12 protein-coding genes are annotated in these 15,726 nt (G+C 61.1%); 7 read left to right on the forward strand and 5 right to left on the reverse strand.

Going from position 1 to position 15,726, the window contains the following annotated elements:
* Nucleotides 1-142: 142 nt before the first annotated feature.
* Entirely contained in the window at nucleotides 143-1,003 is an 861-nt protein-coding gene (locus AADH44_RS12340) for a DNA methyltransferase (RefSeq protein WP_341953161.1), read from the forward strand.
* Nucleotides 1,000-1,776, forward strand: coding sequence for an HAD-IIA family hydrolase (locus tag AADH44_RS12345; protein ID WP_341953162.1), 777 nt, complete (start codon nucleotides 1,000-1,002; stop codon nucleotides 1,774-1,776). Before AADH44_RS12340 ends, AADH44_RS12345 begins: the two co-directional genes overlap by 4 nt.
* A 36-nt stretch (nucleotides 1,777-1,812) precedes the next feature.
* On the opposite strand, the gene AADH44_RS12350 is transcribed toward AADH44_RS12345, so the two are convergent.
* Nucleotides 1,813-2,964 (reverse strand): septum formation family protein, encoded by a 1,152-nt coding sequence (locus AADH44_RS12350; RefSeq protein ID WP_341953163.1) that lies wholly within the window; start codon nucleotides 2,962-2,964, stop codon nucleotides 1,813-1,815.
* The gene (pyrE, locus tag AADH44_RS12355) at nucleotides 2,961-3,512 is read right to left on the reverse strand and encodes an orotate phosphoribosyltransferase (protein WP_341953164.1); all 552 of its coding nucleotides are present in this window, start codon (nucleotides 3,510-3,512) and stop codon (nucleotides 2,961-2,963) included. Before pyrE ends, AADH44_RS12350 begins: the two co-directional genes overlap by 4 nt.
* Before the next feature lie 57 nt (nucleotides 3,513-3,569).
* Here pyrE and AADH44_RS12360 point away from each other — a divergent pair, with 57 nt between their 5' ends.
* Entirely contained in the window at nucleotides 3,570-4,406 is an 837-nt protein-coding gene (locus AADH44_RS12360; protein WP_341953165.1) for an exodeoxyribonuclease III, read from the forward strand.
* An 81-nt stretch (nucleotides 4,407-4,487) separates the two neighbouring features.
* Here AADH44_RS12360 and AADH44_RS12365 read toward each other — a convergent pair whose 3' ends face one another.
* From AADH44_RS12365 to AADH44_RS12375, 3 genes are all read right to left on the reverse strand, one after another.
* Entirely contained in the window at nucleotides 4,488-6,656 is a 2,169-nt protein-coding gene (locus tag AADH44_RS12365; protein WP_341953166.1) for an AAA family ATPase, read from the reverse strand.
* Nucleotides 6,657-6,802: 146 nt separating this feature from the next.
* Nucleotides 6,803-8,167, reverse strand: a complete 1,365-nt coding sequence (locus AADH44_RS12370) for an NAD-dependent succinate-semialdehyde dehydrogenase (RefSeq protein ID WP_341953167.1) — start codon at nucleotides 8,165-8,167, stop codon at nucleotides 6,803-6,805.
* An 85-nt stretch (nucleotides 8,168-8,252) separates the two neighbouring features.
* Nucleotides 8,253-9,761 carry a PucR family transcriptional regulator gene (locus AADH44_RS12375; protein WP_341953168.1) on the reverse strand — a complete coding sequence of 503 codons (1,509 nt, stop codon included), beginning with the start codon at nucleotides 9,759-9,761 and terminating at the stop codon, nucleotides 8,253-8,255.
* A 127-nt stretch (nucleotides 9,762-9,888) separates the two neighbouring features.
* Here AADH44_RS12375 and gabT point away from each other — a divergent pair, with 127 nt between their 5' ends.
* The 4 genes from gabT (at nucleotide 9,889) to AADH44_RS12395 (ending at nucleotide 15,342) form a co-directional block, all read left to right on the forward strand.
* A complete protein-coding gene (gene gabT, locus AADH44_RS12380) occupies nucleotides 9,889-11,250 on the forward strand; it encodes a 4-aminobutyrate--2-oxoglutarate transaminase (RefSeq protein WP_341953169.1) in 1,362 nt (453 codons plus the stop codon).
* Nucleotides 11,251-11,356: 106 nt separating this feature from the next.
* The gene (locus AADH44_RS12385) at nucleotides 11,357-12,823 is read left to right on the forward strand and encodes an NAD-dependent succinate-semialdehyde dehydrogenase (RefSeq protein WP_341953170.1); all 1,467 of its coding nucleotides are present in this window, start codon (nucleotides 11,357-11,359) and stop codon (nucleotides 12,821-12,823) included.
* A gap of 224 nt (nucleotides 12,824-13,047) precedes the next feature.
* Nucleotides 13,048-14,184 (forward strand): methyltransferase, encoded by a 1,137-nt coding sequence (locus AADH44_RS12390; RefSeq protein WP_341953171.1) that lies wholly within the window; start codon nucleotides 13,048-13,050, stop codon nucleotides 14,182-14,184.
* Between the two features lie 195 nt (nucleotides 14,185-14,379).
* Nucleotides 14,380-15,342 carry a DUF4143 domain-containing protein gene (locus AADH44_RS12395; RefSeq protein ID WP_341953172.1) on the forward strand — a complete coding sequence of 321 codons (963 nt, stop codon included), beginning with the start codon at nucleotides 14,380-14,382 and terminating at the stop codon, nucleotides 15,340-15,342.
* The last annotated feature ends 384 nt before the right edge of the window (nucleotides 15,343-15,726 follow it).

The following is a 15,726-nucleotide window of genomic DNA, read 5'->3' on the forward strand; positions in this document are numbered from 1 at the left end:
TAGACAAGAAATCGAACTCTGGGGCGAGAACCTCAGGAAAGAGTGCTAATGGAACACCCCAGTGCACGGGTGGAACCACTCGTCCCATCGCTTAGACGGGCCGGCGCGGCAGCACAAGCGCTACGACTGTTAATCTCAGAGCATGCAGCCAATGTGGAGTCCTGATGGCCCCGATCTTGTCGTTCACGGAGACAACCTCCACGCGATCGGTACCCTCCCTGACGAGAGTTTCAGGTTGATCTACATTGATCCACCGTTCAACACGGGTCGCACACAGTCACGTCAGGGCATAGCGACCAAACGATCCACGGATGGTACTCGGGTCGGGTTTGGGGGAAACACTTACGAGACCGTCAAAGGCGCCCTCTACTCGTACGACGACCGGTTCGCCGACTATTGGGAGTTTCTCGAACCCCGACTCCAGGAGGCCTGGCGCCTGCTTGATGACCGCGGCACCCTCTACCTACACCTTGATTTCCGCGAAGTTCACTACGCGAAAGTTGCCCTAGACGCACTTTTCGGTCGCGAGAGTTTTCTCAACGAAATCATCTGGGCCTACGACTACGGTGCCCGTGCCACCAAGAAGTGGCCCTCAAAACACGACACGATCCTCGTTTACGTGAAAAACCCGAAGAACTACTACTTCAACAACGAAGAGGTCGACCGCGAACCGTATATGGCTCCGGGACTCGTCACTGCCGAAAAGGCGGCGCGAGGCAAGCTGCCAACGGACGTCTGGTGGCACACCATCGTCTCCCCGACTGGCAAAGAGAAGACCGGCTACGCGACCCAAAAACCGGAAGGAATTCTGAGGCGCATCATTCAGGCATCCAGCCAGCCTGGCGACTGGGTGCTCGACTTCTTCGCCGGCAGTGGCACGACCGGGGCCGTCGCGCAGGCACTACATCGGCGCGTCGTGCTCGTCGAGCAGAACCCGGCCGCGATCGAAATCATCGCCCGTCGTCTCTCCCACGAGACCGTATTCGCTAACATGAGCGCATGAGAAATCGCGGCGAAATCGAATGCTGGCTCACCGACATGGATGGTGTGCTCGTTCATGAGAACAACCCGGTGCCGGGCGCGGCAGAACTGTTGCAGCAGTGGCGCGAAGAAGGCAAGCCCTACCTGGTGCTCACCAACAACTCGATTTTCACCCCGCGCGACTTGAGTGCGCGCCTCAGAGCGTCGGGACTCGAGGTTCCAGAATCAGCCATCTGGACCTCAGCGCTAGCAACGGCAGATTTCTTGAAGGAACAGGTCCCGGGCGGCAGCGCCTTCGTCATCGGGGAGGCCGGCATCACCACCGCTCTCCACGAAGCCGGGTTCATCATGACCGAAACCGACCCTGACTATGTCGTGATCGGCGAGACCCGCAATTACTCGTTCGAAGCAATCACCAAGGCGATTCGCCTGATCGGCAACGGCAGTCGGTTTATTGCAACTAACCCGGATGCCACCGGCCCCAGCGCAGACGGCCCCATGCCCGCAACGGGAGCCGTGGCCGCTCTCATCACTAAAGCCACAGGCCGACAACCCTATATTGTGGGAAAGCCGAACCCGATGATGTTCCGTTCTGCGCTGAACAAGATTGGTGCGCACAGCGAGACCACCGGAATGATCGGTGACCGCATGGACACCGACATCGTTGCCGGCATCGAGGCAGGACTCCACACCGTGCTGGTGCTCACAGGCATCAGCGATCAAAAAGAGATTGACCGCTACCCTTTCCGTCCCCACGAGGTGCTCGACAGCGTGGCCGACCTGCTCAACAAATAGAGCGGGCTGCTCAAGCTTCTACTGGTCAAGCGTCGGCTATTCGCCATCGGCTTCAGCAGCTACTTGAGGTTGCGCAACAGACTCCGTGAGTGCTTCGCTGCCGCTTCGGGTAGCAAAGCAGTAATAGTCGCGCTGACCGGCATCCCAACTTTGGGCGGTCGGTGCGAAACTTGCCACCAGTTCAAGATCAGCAAAAGACTCGGCCGCCGCGTAGTTGATGACCGCATCGGTGGAGCACAAGGAAGTCGTTCGGGATACGAGGTCGTCAACCTCCGGAAAAGGCGCCGAGACTGCGTCGTCGAACTGGCCTCGTTTCAGAAGCTGCGCTGCGTGCGGTTGCGCACACTCGATGACGGTGTACTCGTCTTGCCACGCCGAATCGAACGGCTCAAGACATTCTCCACCGAGGAGCTCGTTCCACGCATAGGTTCCCCCGGGGAGCGGACCAATCGTCGGCGCTGCGCTTGCGGTATCAGTCGGTGACGGCGTCGCGACCGCAGCGGGAGTAATCGAATCGCCAATCCGTGTGCCTGCCAAGAAGAGGGCGGTGAGCGCGAGCGCCGCCACAAGTCCGGTGGCGATAGAGATCGCGAAAAGCTGCCCGCGCGGAATGGGAGGACGGGGCGCTTGAGGTGCACGCGGACGGGTGATCGCCGCGGGAACCAGAGCTCCGCGCGGTTGGTCTTCGTACTCAACAAACTGTTCGTCGCCGAAGAGCGCACCAACGGCATCATGCTCGACAGATTCATCTTCTGGCCCCGCAGCCGACACCGAGTGTGCACCAATAATCTCGGTTGCGCCCTCAAGATCAGAATCCACTGCTGCAGGCATCCGGAGTTGGCGCCGAGTCGGTAGGTCCATGGCTGCCGTGGGCAGGTCAGCTGCGGTAATTGCCGCAGTCGGCAGGTCGGCAGCGTCGATCGCCGCAGTGGGCACATCGCTGGCATCTGAGCTGCCCTGGGGAATGTCCGCGACGTCCATGAGACCCGTCGGCATGTCCTCGACGTTGAGCGCCTCGGTTGCGGGCGGCTCGGAGACGGGCGGCTCGGTTGCGGGCGGCTCGCTGTCTGGCAGCACGAGTTCGGGCAACTCAGGCTCGGGTTCAGTCGGCGTCAAGCCCCAACTGAAGGCAGGCTCGTGCGGCTGTTGCTCGTCGTCGGAGCCGGAAGAATGGTCTCCCGGGGTCACGGGGTCAGTCCCAGATCACCAAGCCCGATCGCAGAAAAATATGGGTAGCCGGCCGCTTCAATGCGCTCTTTCGCGCCCGTGTCACGATCGACGACGACGGCAACCCCGGCGATGATCGCGCCAACCTTCTCCAGCGCCTCAATCGCAGCTAGGGGCGATCCGCCCGTGGTCGACGTATCCTCAAGCACAATCACTCGCTTGCCCTCAAGCTCAGGCCCCTCAACCTGACGGCCTCGGCCGTGGTCCTTGGGCTCCTTGCGCACAACGAAAGCGTCATAGCTGGCGCCACGGGCGGCACCCTGGTGAAGGATCGCCGCCGCGACAGGATCAGCGCCCATCGTCATCCCACCAACAGCGGTCACGTCGGGGATGTCAGCGATTAGATCAAGCATCACCTGACCAATCAGCGGAGCAACGCGGTGGTCAAGGCTGACGCGGCGCAGATCCACGTAGTAGCTCGCCTGCTTGCCGCTGGTCAACGTGAAGTCGCCATGGAAGACGGCATCGGCGGAAATGAAGTCAATGAGCTGCTGCTTGGCGTCGGTCACGAGTACACAATACCCATGCGTTGCCCAATCCGGGGGTAGACCTATTAGCGTTGACATATGCGTATTGCTACATGGAACGTGAATTCAATTCGAACCCGCGTCAGTCGCGTCGTTGATTGGATGCTTCGGGAAGACATTGACGTTCTGGCAATGCAAGAAATCAAGTGCAAGCCCGAGCAGTTTCCTCATGACGCGTTCGCCGACGCGGGCTACGAGGTAGAACTCCACGGCCTGAGCCAGTGGAACGGGGTCGCATTCGCCAGTCGACTGCCCATGGATGACGTCAGCATCGGTTTCGACACCCAACCCGGCTTCGGTAAGCCGCTCGACGACGGCACGATTCCCATCGAGGCACGCGCTCTCGGAGTCACCGTCGAGGGTGCCCGCTTGTGGAGCCTGTACGTTCCCAATGGCCGAGAACTCGACAACCCGCACTACCCATACAAGCTGGAGTGGCTGGCCAATCTCGCCACGCAAGCAAGCAACTGGATGCGCGATAACCCCGAACAACCACTCGCCCTCATGGGTGACTTCAATATTGCACCACTCGACGTCGACGTGTGGGACATTGCGGCGTTCGAGGGGAAGACCCATGTGAGCGCACCCGAGCGCGCCGCTTTTACGGCGTTTGGAGATTCCGGTCTCATTGATGCGCTGCGCAGTCGCGGCATCGAGGGATACACCTACTGGGACTACCAGCGGCTCCGGTTTCCGCGCAACGAGGGCATGCGCATCGACTTCATTCTGGGCTCGCCACGGTTTGACGAGCTCATCACCGGTGCATCAATTCACCGGGAAGAGCGCAAGGGCGACGGACCAAGCGACCACGTTCCTGTTGTCGTCGACCTCGCGATCGACACCGAGAACGACGACGATCGGCCCATGTTCCTGTAGTCGTGGCGCGAAGGTCGCCGCTTCCGGCCACTAGGTTTCTCGGTGGCCGGAGCTTCTGGGTGGCGGCAGCTTCTCGGTAGCCTAAGCCTCAGTTTCTTCGGGCTTCATTCGCGACACCACTAGGGCGTCGCCATCTGATGCGAGCGCCACAAGCACGGTATCTCCATCGCGAATGTCACCAGCAAGCAACGCTTTCGCGAGCCTGTCGTCAATCTCGCGCTGCATGAGCCTGCGCAGCGGACGCGCACCATAGATCGGGTCGTAGCCGCGTTCGGAAAGCCACGTGCGCGCATCCGGAGTCACTGCCAACTGGAGGCGGCGGTCGGTAAGGCGCTTACTCAGCCGGTCGATGTCGAGCTCAACGATTTGACTGAGGTCATCGGTCGACAGCGGCTGGAACACGACGATGTCGTCGAGCCTGTTGATGAACTCGGGCTTGAACGATTTGCGCACAAGATCGTGCACCGCATCTTTGCGCGCCTCCCAAGGCAGTGCCTGCTCGGTAATGAACTGGCTGCCCAAATTGCTGGTCAAGATTAGGATCACGTTGCGAAAGTCGACCGTGCGACCCTGGCCATCGGTGAGGCGTCCGTCATCGAGCACCTGCAAGAGAACATCGAAGACTTCGGGATGCGCTTTCTCTACCTCATCGAGCAGGATCACCGAATACGGCCGACGTCGCACCGCTTCCGTCAGCTGCCCGCCTTGCTCATATCCAATGTATCCGGGAGGGGCGCCCACGAGTCGTGAGACGGAAAACTTCTCCCCATACTCACTCATGTCGATCCGAACGAGCGCTTTTTCGTCGTTGAAGAGATACTGCGCGAGCGCCTTAGCAAGCTCGGTCTTGCCGACGCCGGTCGGGCCAAGGAAGAGGAACGAGCCAGTCGGACGGTCGGGGTCGGAGATCCCGGCTCGCGTGCGGCGCACCGCTTCGGAGACGGCCTGCACTGCCTCTCGTTGCCCGATGAGACGCTTGCCCAGTTCGGCTTCGAGGTGGAGCAACTTTTCCGTTTCGCCCTCGGTAAGGCGATCAACGGGGATGCCAGTCCAGGCGGCGACAACGGCGGCGATGTCTTCTTCCGTCACCTGATCGTTGACCATCCGCGGACCTGTCGGCTCGTTACTCTCTGCCGTCGCAATTGCCTCCTCGATTGAGGGGATGGTCTCGTAGTTAAGCTTGGATGCTTTCTGGTATGCGCCGTCGCGCATGGCCCGGTCGAGCTCAATTCGAGCGTCGTTGAGGCGCGTCTTGAGGTCACCAACACCGGTGAGGCTCGCCTTCTCGATCTTCCAGCGCGCTTCAAGTTCACTGAGCTTCTTGCTTTGCACAGTAAGGTCTTCGCGCAGTTTCGTAAGGCGAGCTTTAGACGCGTCGTCTTTCTCCTTTTTGAGAGCCAATTCTTCGATGCGTAGCCGGTCGACGGCACGCTTCAACTGGTCGATCTCGACGGGCGAGGAGTCAATTTCCATCTTGAGGCGGCTGGCAGCTTCATCGATCAGGTCAATGGCTTTGTCGGGAAGTTTGCGCCCGGAGATGTAGCGGTTGCTGAGGGTTGCGGCAGCAACGAGCGCTGAGTCGGCAATCGCGACCTTGTGGTGCGCTTCGTAGCGCTCTTTCAGGCCGCGCAGGATTGCAACAGTGTCTTCGACCGATGGCTCGCCAACGAACACTTGCTGAAAGCGTCGTTCGAGAGCGGCATCTTTCTCAATGTATTGGCGGTATTCGTCGAGAGTGGTTGCACCTATCAGACGCAACTCTCCGCGCGCAAGCATCGGCTTGAGCATGTTGGATGCAGCAACAGAACCTTCTCCGCCACCCGCCCCCATGAGGGTGTGGAGTTCGTCGATAAAGGTGATGACCTCACCGTCAGACTCTTTGATCTCCTTGAGCACTGCTTTGAGTCGCTCTTCGAATTCGCCTCGGTACTTTGCGCCGGCAACCAGAGCAGCAAGGTCGAGAGAAATGAGTTGCTTGCCCTTGAGCGAATCGGCGACGTCACCAGCGATGATGCGCTGGGCGAGACCCTCGACAACGGCAGTCTTACCTACACCGGGTTCGCCGATGAGCACAGGGTTGTTCTTGGTGCGCCGAGTCAATACTTGGCTAACGCGGCGGATCTCTGAATCGCGCCCGATTACCGGGTCCAACTTGCCACTTCGTGCGATCTCCGTGAGATTGACACCGTACTTCTCGAGAGCACTCTCTTGCTCTTCGTCAGTACTTGGGGCACCCTGCATGTTTGCCATTGCAAACCCTCCACAAAAGTTGAGTTAAGTCGACTCAAGTTTATACCGGGGAGTATGCGCATGGCTAGCGAAATACAGCGCGCTCACAGAGAACCACCCCGCGCTCATACGAGACGCGGGGTGGTTCGAAAGTGCAGCCTCAGGCGCTATGGGCGCTTGACGAGCTTGCGGTTCATAAACTCGTCAATACCGTGAGAGCCAAGCTCGCGACCGGTGCCGGAGTTCTTGACTCCACCGAATGGCAGCTCGGGAGCATCCGCGCCCACCTCGTTGATGTACACCATGCCGGCGTCGATGCCGTCAGCGATGCGGTCAGCCTGAGCGGCATCCGTCGTGAACACGTACGAGCCAAGCCCAAACGGTGTTGCGTTGGCCAGCTCGATTGCCTCTTCTTCACTGCTCACGCGGTGCAACTGGGCCACCGGACCGAAGAACTCTGTGCTGTATGCAGGGTTCTCGGGGCTGATGTTCTCCAACACGGCGGGGGCAAACTTCGTGCCGTCGCGCTTGCCGGTTCCGACGCGGAGGGTTGCGCCAGCGGCGACCGCTTCAGTGACCTGTTCTTCCAAGTTCTTCGCAGCGTCCACCGAGCAGAGCGGGCCCAGTTCGGTGCCCTCGTCCATGGGGTCGCCCACGGTGATCGCGCCCATTGCGGCGCTGAATTTCTCCGCGAATTCTTCGTAAAGCGAGTCGATCACGACAAAGCGCTTTGCCCCGTTGCAGGCCTGACCGTTGTTATCGATACGCGCTGCAACTGCGGCCTCGACTGTGGCATCCATGTCGTCTGTCGACATCAGGATGAACGGGTCTGAGCCGCCCAATTCGAGCACGCTCTTCTTGAGGTTCGCACCGGCGGCCGCGCCAACAATGCCTCCCGCGCGCTCGGAGCCCGTGAGCGAGACTCCCTGGATGCGGGGGTCCTCAACCATCTTCGCGATTTGGTCGTTATCGGCGAGCACGTTTTGGTAGCCACCGATCGGCAAACCGGCCTCATGGATGAGAGCTTCAAGCGCGGCAGATGACTCTGGGCACTGCTGGGCTGGCTTCACCAAAACGGGGTTGCCGAGCACAATGCTGGGGCCGGCAAAACGGGCGATCTGGTAGATAGGAAAGTTCCATGGCATGATTCCCAGGATGGGGCCGATGGGGCTCTTGCGAATCCAGGCGGTGCCGGAACCGGCGGAGATTTGCTCATCGGCGAGGAACTCTTCAGCGTTGTCGGCGAAGTACCGGAAAATGTCGGCCGAGAATTCAACTTCTCCCACGGCTTGAGCCAGTGGCTTGCCCATTTCGCGCACGATAATTTCGCCGAATTCGGCCGAGCGCTCGGCAAGAAGATCGGCAATTCGCGTGACGATTGCGGCACGCTCTTTTACCTGATCACGGTTCATTCCGCCCGCATATTCAGAGTGTGCTGCGGCGACGATCTGCTCGATCGCTTCGGCGCCAACGGCGGGGTGTGCCGTGCCCTCTTCGCCGGTGTAGGGATTGATCAACTGATAGGTCTTCATGAGAGGCTCCTCGCTGTTCGAAAATGACCGGCGACGCCGCCGAGATTCGTTCGTAGGCTACATCCGAAATCCTGTGAGTTGGAAGTCAAGATTTTTCATTGAGGTCGATTGCCGCCAACATTGCCCACAATTCGGCACGGCCTTGGAAGCTGTCGAGGCTCAGGTTTGTTAGCTCAGCAAGTCGCTGCATGCGGGTTTTGAGACCGTGTCGGTGGATGCCCAATTCGCGTGCCGCCGGATCCCACTGCCCATTGTGGCGAAGCCAAACTTGCGCGAATCGCAGCAGACCCAATCCCTCGTGTGACTCGATGACACTCGCGAGGCGCGCATGGGCGATATCGGCAACAGAACTCGATGCGAGAAGCCCAAAGAAGCTTTGGCCAACAAGCTTAGCGAATTCGGTGATGCTACCGGGCGGTGCCGCCTCAAGGGAACGCACCGCCTGAGTGATCGCAACGGTGAGTTCGTCCCACCCAACTTCAGCCGACAGCCCAACGGTGAGATGGTTGATGTCGAAGAAGCGGCGCTCGGCAACCAGTTGGCTTGCATCAATGAGCACAAGCAGGTGCCGACCATCCGCAACCGCAAAGAATCTGCTTTCGGGGCGTGCCGCCCGTCGCTCAAGTACGTCGCGAACGCTCGCACTGGTGTCGTTCAGATCGAGCGCGGCGACTGCGAAACGCGTGTCGGGAAGTTCGATACCGGCGACCCGCACGGCGCGACGAACGCTATCCACACGCCCGTCTTTGAGCAGCTGAAACAGTTGTTCGAGAATCGCGCGATGCCCGACGCGCTGGTTCTCCGTCTGCTCAAGCGACACCTCGGCGAGCGCTGCAAGAACAGTCATGACCGAACGATCGAGGGAATCGAATTCTGTGTCGCGCGACCACGCCACCGCCCCGCACAGTTGACCGCTCGGCCCCAGGGTCTGAATAATGCGGTGCTCACCAGGGGTGTCGTCGGCAACGCGGGCTCGGCGGGCTCGGCCCAAGAGTTCATCCACTGACGAGCGCACGTCGGCCGGGCACTCTGACGCGCTGTTTTCGGGGCGGTCGCTCACGACTTCGCCATCGGCATCGAAGAGCCAGACTTGGCAGTCGAGGTGTTCGGCGGCTCTGGCCGTTGCAGCGCTCAACCGCCCTTTGCCCACGGCGGCACGAGCGATGTCGTTCTGGGCGGCGAGCGCGCGGTCGAATCCCGCTCTGGTCTGTTCGGCTTCGTTATCGGCGACGAGTCGGCTGATGGCGATGAACGGTATTCGGTACGGCACCTCGAAGAGCGGTAGCCCGACGGCGGCGCACGCTGTGACGAGCCCGACGGGAACACCGTGGGTGATGACTTCGGTTCCGAAACCGAGAGCGGCAACGCCCGCCGCCGTGAGTCGGGCAACGTAGCAATCGAAGTCTGGCTCGGGGTTATCGACGAATTGGCGGCCGGTAGTCAGCAGCAGTTGGCCCTCGGCAAGAAAGGGTGTTGGGTCGTCGAGGTCAGAGTTGTGCACCCAGTTCACTGAGCAGTCGAACGTCGTTCGCGGAGTGAGCGGGTGCAACGCTAGGTGAGGCGTTGAGACGATGTCCCAGAGCGATGTTGGCATGGTCGAACCTCCTTGTGCCATTGTGGCACTAAAACCTTATAGACGGGCCAATCTGCCACTATTCTCGCCAGCATCCGCAGACTAGGTTGATCCAAACGCATTCTTCACAGATTGGATATCGGTGGCCATGACTACTTCTTCCCTTGCCCCCACGGCCCCGATCGGCGGCCCCACCCTCACGCAAAAGCGTGAGCTCGTCACGGCAATTCCCGGACCCCGCTCGCTCGAACTGCTTGAGCGCAAGAAGCAGTCCGTCGCAGCCGCAATCGGCATCACACTCCCCGTGTTCGTTGAAGCCGCCGGCGGCGGAGTCGTACGTGACGTTGACGGCAACACTCTCATCGACTTCGGTTCCGGCATCGCTGTGACCGGTGTCGGCAACGCGGCCCCCGCCGTCGTGGAAGCCGTCACCCAGCAGGTCGCCCAGTTCACCCACACCTGCTTCATGGTCAACGGCTACGAAAGCTACATCGAAGTTGCCGAGAAGCTCAACGAGATCACCCCCGGTGACCACGAGAAGCGCACCGCCCTCTTCAACTCGGGCGCCGAAGCCGTCGAGAACGCCGTAAAGATCGCCCGCTACTTCACCGGCAAGCAAGCCATCGTCGCCTTCGACCACGCCTACCACGGCCGCACCAACCTCACGATGGGCCTCACCGCCAAGTCGATGCCGTACAAGAGTGGCTTCGGACCCTTCGCCTCCGAGATCTACCGCGCCCCCATGTCGTACCCGTTCCGCGATGGCGGAATCAGCGGCGAAGAAGCAGCCGCACGGGCAATCCTGCTGATCGAAAAGCAGATCGGCGCAGCCAACCTCGCTGGAATCATCATTGAGCCCATCCAGGGTGAAGGTGGATTCATCGAACCTGCCCCCGGATTCCTGCCCGCACTCAGCGAATGGGCCACCGCCAACAACGTGATCTTCATCGCTGACGAAGTTCAGACCGGATTCGCTCGCACCGGAGACCTCTTCGCCTCCAACCACGAAAACCTAGTGCCCGACATCATGGTGACCGCCAAAGGCATCGCCGGCGGACTCCCCCTCTCAGCCGTCACCGGACGCGCCGACGTCATGGATGCCGCCCACGTTGGTGGCCTCGGAGGAACCTACGGCGGAAACCCCATCGCCTGCGCGGCAGCGCTCGCTACCATCCGCACCTTCCAAGAAAGTGGCGCAATCGAACGCGCCCGCGAGATCGGAACAATCTTCCGTGGCCGCCTCAACGGACTCCGTGCCGGCGACCCCCGCATCGGAGACGTACGCGGCCGAGGAGCCATGATCGCCATGGAACTCGTCGACCCCACCACGAAGCAACCCGACGCCGCCCTCACCTCGAAAGTTGCGGCTGCAGCGCACGCCGCCGGCGTCATCCTGCTGACCTGTGGAACCTACGGAAACGTCATCCGCTTCCTGCCGCCGCTGTCGATCTCCGATGAGCTGATCGCTGACGGCCTCGACGTCGTTCGCGACGCGCTCGCCAACGCTTAGCTCACGCTCCCCACCCAGCATTGCCACACGCCGCGCCAAGCCGAAGTTCAGCTAGCGCTGATTGACTAGCGTCGCCGTTTTCATCAACCTGAAAGGTGCACCCCGCATGACTAACTCCACCGAAACCCAGCTTCTCGAAGCAGTTCCGAATCAGCTCTTCATTGGCGGTCAGTGGGTCGCAGCTTCAGGCAACAAGACGCTTGACGTGACCGACCCCGCTACCGGAAAGGTCATCCGCAGCATTTCGGATGCCTCAGCCGATGACGGAATGCGGGCGCTCGACGCGGCCGTTGCTGCTCAGGATTCGTGGGCCGCAACCCCCGCTCGTGAGCGTGGTGAGATTCTGCGTCGCACCTTCGATCTCGTGCAGAAGCACCGCGATGACATCGCCCTACTCATGACACTCGAGATGGGCAAGCCGCTCGCGGAGGCCAACGGCGAGGTCACCTATGGCGGCGAGTTCTTGCGCTGGTTCAGTGAAGAGGCCGTGCGTATTTCGGGTCGCTTCGGCGATACCCCTGAGGGCACCGGCCGCATGATTGTGTCGCAACGCCCGGTGGGGCCCAGCTTCCTGATTACGCCGTGGAACTTCCCGCTCGCGATGGCAACCCGCAAGATTGCTCCAGCGCTGGCCGCCGGCTGCACGGTCGTCGTGAAGCCTGCAGCACTCACTCCGCTCAGCACCCTGTTCCTTGCGAAGCTGTTCGAGGAGGCTGGCCTTCCCCCCGGTGTGCTCAACGTTGTGACGACCTCCAGCTCGTCTGCCGTGTCGGAGCCGATTATCGCCGACTCGCGCCTGCGCAAGCTCTCGTTCACCGGCTCGACCCCGGTGGGCAAGGCACTCATCAAGCAGGCTTCCGAAAACGTTCTGCGCACGTCGATGGAACTCGGTGGCAACGCCCCGTTCGTTGTCTTCGACGATGCCGACCTCGACAAGGCCGTTGACGGTGCGATTGCAGCGAAGTTCCGCAATATCGGCCAGGCCTGCACCGCAGCAAACCGCTTTATTGTGCACAGCTCAGTTGCGGCCGAGTTCGCCGAAAAGGTCGCCGCCCGCGTCGCCGACATGAAGATCGGTCGCGGCACCGAAGACGGCGTCAACATCGGCCCGCTCATCAATGACAAGGCAGTCGACAAGGCTGACGAGTTGGTTCAGGATGCCGTGAAGCGCGGCGCAACCCTCGTCGCCGGCGGCAAGCGCGTCGCGGGCGAGGGAAGCTTCTATGAGCCCACTATTGTCAGCAGCGTTCCGGCCGACAGCGACATCCTCCGTGAAGAAATCTTCGGACCGGTCGTCTCCATCGTTGAGTTCACCGACGAAGCTGACGCCGTGAAAATTGCCAACGACACCGAATATGGTCTGATCTCCTATGTGTTCACCGAAAGCTTGGCTCGAGGGAATCGGATGATTGACGCCCTCGACACCGGAATGATGGGCCTCAACGTTGGAGTCATCTCCAACGCAGCCGCCCCCTTCGGTGGTGTCAAGCAGTCCGGTATCGGTCGCGAGGGTGGCTCGGAGGGTATCCACGAGTACCTCTCCACCAAGTACACGCTCGTACCCAATAGCTAATGTGCAACTGCATCCCGTCGGCGCACATCGTGGAATGCCCTCTGTGCGTTGACGAGCCGCACATCACGCGCGGCTACAACTAGATTCCCGTGAGCGAGTGGCCCCACTAGTGCCGGGGCTGCTCGCTTTCTGGGTTAACGCGGGGGGCTGCTGCGGGGTGCTCGGCTACGATTGGCCTCAGCCGCTCAGCTTTTCTGCGGCGCCGCGCCACCGAAAGAGCCCCCATGTCTGAGCACCTGTTCGCCACTTTGCGACGCTGGCCCGACGTGGAAGCTCCTAACCTTTTTGCGGTGGATGCCAGCGACCGCCTCATTCTTGATGAGGCTGCTCCGCAGTTGACCGACATCCAACCGGGTGAACTGGTGGTGATGGGTGACAACTATGGGGCGCTCACTCTGGGCGCGGCTACCGTGTACGACTGCCGCCGCATCCGCGTGTTCCAGGATTCCCTGGTGTCGGAGCTGGCTCTGGCCGAGAACGCGGGCGATATTGCCCCACGCTACAGTTCACACACGCTGGGCGCCGAGTTGCTCGAGGGCGCCCGCCTGGTGTTGATGCAGTTGCCGCGCAGTCTGGCCGAGCTGGATGAGTGGGCTCAGGCCATTGCCCGCTTCGCGTCGCCTGACGTGGTGGTTATTTCGGGTGGCCGCATCAAGCACATGACGTTGGCGATGAACGAGGTGCTGGCGCGTTCCTTCGATGATGTGAACGCCGGTCGTGCCCGCCAAAAATCGCGCACCCTCACCTCGCTGGGCGCGCGACGCGGCGCTATCGAGGCTCGCTACCCGATGATGTCGGTGCTGCGCGAACCCGAGCTTCCCGTCGATGAACTGACGGTTAGCGCCCACGGTGGTGCTTTCGCCGGCGCCGCCCTCGACATGGGCACCCGCTTCCTGTTGACGTTCCTACCGGAGATGAAACCGGACGCCGCCACCGCTGTCGACCTGGGCAGCGGCACCGGGGTGCTCGCCGTCTCTCTCGCTCTTGTCCGCCCCGACCTGCGCGTGGTTGCCGTTGACCAGTCCAGTGCCGCCGTGGCGTCGACCCGCGAAACAGCCGACGCGAACGGTGTCGGAGCGCGCGTTGAGGCCGCGCGCGAAGATGCCCTCACCGAACGGCCGACGGCCAGTGCTGATCTGATTGTGTGCAATCCGCCGTTCCACACGGGCGCGACTGTGCATGCCGGCGTTGCTTTGCGGATGCTGGCTGACGCACGCCGCGTGCTCAAACCCGGCGGAGAACTGTGGGTAGTTTTCAACACCCACCTTGGGTACCGCGACTACCTGAACCGCACCGTCGGCCCCACCCGCCAGGCCGGACGCAACAGCAAGTTCACCGTGACGGTGTCGGTGCGGGAGTAATTCAACCCCGAAGCCACTCACCGACTTCGGACAGGAATCTGCGGCATCGCGCGCATCGACGAATTCCGCATGCCGTGCCCCTCGAAATCCGCAGCCCGACTGGTTCGAAATCCGCAGCCCGGCTGGTTCGGAATCCGCAGCTCAAGTGCCTCGAAATCCGTAGAACGCCGGGCCATCAGCGTAATTCGCGAACGGATGACCGAAGAGCCAGTGGTTCTGCTGGAAGGCCCCAGTTCCGTGGGCAAGTCCACCTTGCTGAAATCTTTGGCTGATGCCCACAATGCGGAGGTCATCGATCTGGATGATTTAGCGACCCGAGACGCCGTCCTGGCGGACCCGGGGCTATTCATGGCGGGCACGCCCCCGGTGTGTGTGGACGAACACCAGAAAGCACCTCTAGTGTTGGATGCGATCAAAGCCCAACTCAATAAGAGCACACGTCCGGGCCGTTTCCTCTTGGCCGGGTCAACCCGACACTGTGCGTTGCCCCAAACGGCGCAGTCGTTGACCGGGCGGCTGAACCGGATCACCATCTATCCTCTGGCACAGGCAGAGATCGAGGGGCACACCAGCAGCCTCGTCGCAACCCTCTTCTCCTCCCCCGCGACCGCAATACAAGCGCCCACGCCGAAGACGACCCGCGACGAGTACATACAACGCATTGCCCACGGCGGGTTACCGATGGCGCTCGAACGCGACGCTCGGGAACTGTCCAACATCAGACAATCCGCCATGCTGCCTCGCCTTTTGGGGAGGCTTACCAGCCAAACAGCCCAAGTGCTCAACATCGCCAGCGCTGCAGCTGACATCACGCTCGATGAACGAATCGCCGCCACGCCTAAACTCCACATCATCGATTCGGGCGTGGCAGCACGACTGCTACGCCTCACCCCTGAGAAACTGGCCCGCCGCGACGCCACATCGCTGACTGAGTTCGGGCACCTCCTTGAGACATTCGTCGTCGGAGAACTACAACGAGAAGCGTCGTGGATGGACGGAATCGCAGGGATCGGGCACTGGCGAACCCACGACCACGATGAGGTCGACCTTGTTATCGAACGCGACGACGGCGCAATCATCGCGTTCGAAGTCAAAGCAGGAAGTCGAGTCCCCGGTGAAAGCTTCTCTCCTCTGCGCAAAAATTGCGTGACAAAGTAGGAGACGCTTTCATCGCAGGAGTGGCTTTCATCGCAGGAGTGGCTTTATATCTGGGAGAGCGGTCCTACACATTTGAGGACCGTTTGCACGTGATGCCCGTGGATCGTCTCTGGTCTGCGTAACGCAGGCCGTTACGAACTCGCGCAAGATTTCCACATCCCTCTCGACCGCCAGCGCTGACCTGCTCGCCTGCATTCGGCCCTTCCACAACGGCGGAACCGATCGTGCCGGTGTTGCTTGGCGTAGATAATGCACAACCGTCGGCTCGATCAACCCAGGTCGAGGTGTTTCTCGGTTTGTAGGCTCAAGGCCCGCCAGCCCAATTCACTCTTTCGGAACCGAGTGACGTTGTAGATGAGGGGACGTTCAGGCATCGACACTGTT

Origin of the sequence: Salinibacterium sp. TMP30 (assembly GCF_038397785.1) — a bacterium.
GTDB lineage: Bacteria > Actinomycetota > Actinomycetes > Actinomycetales > Microbacteriaceae > Rhodoglobus.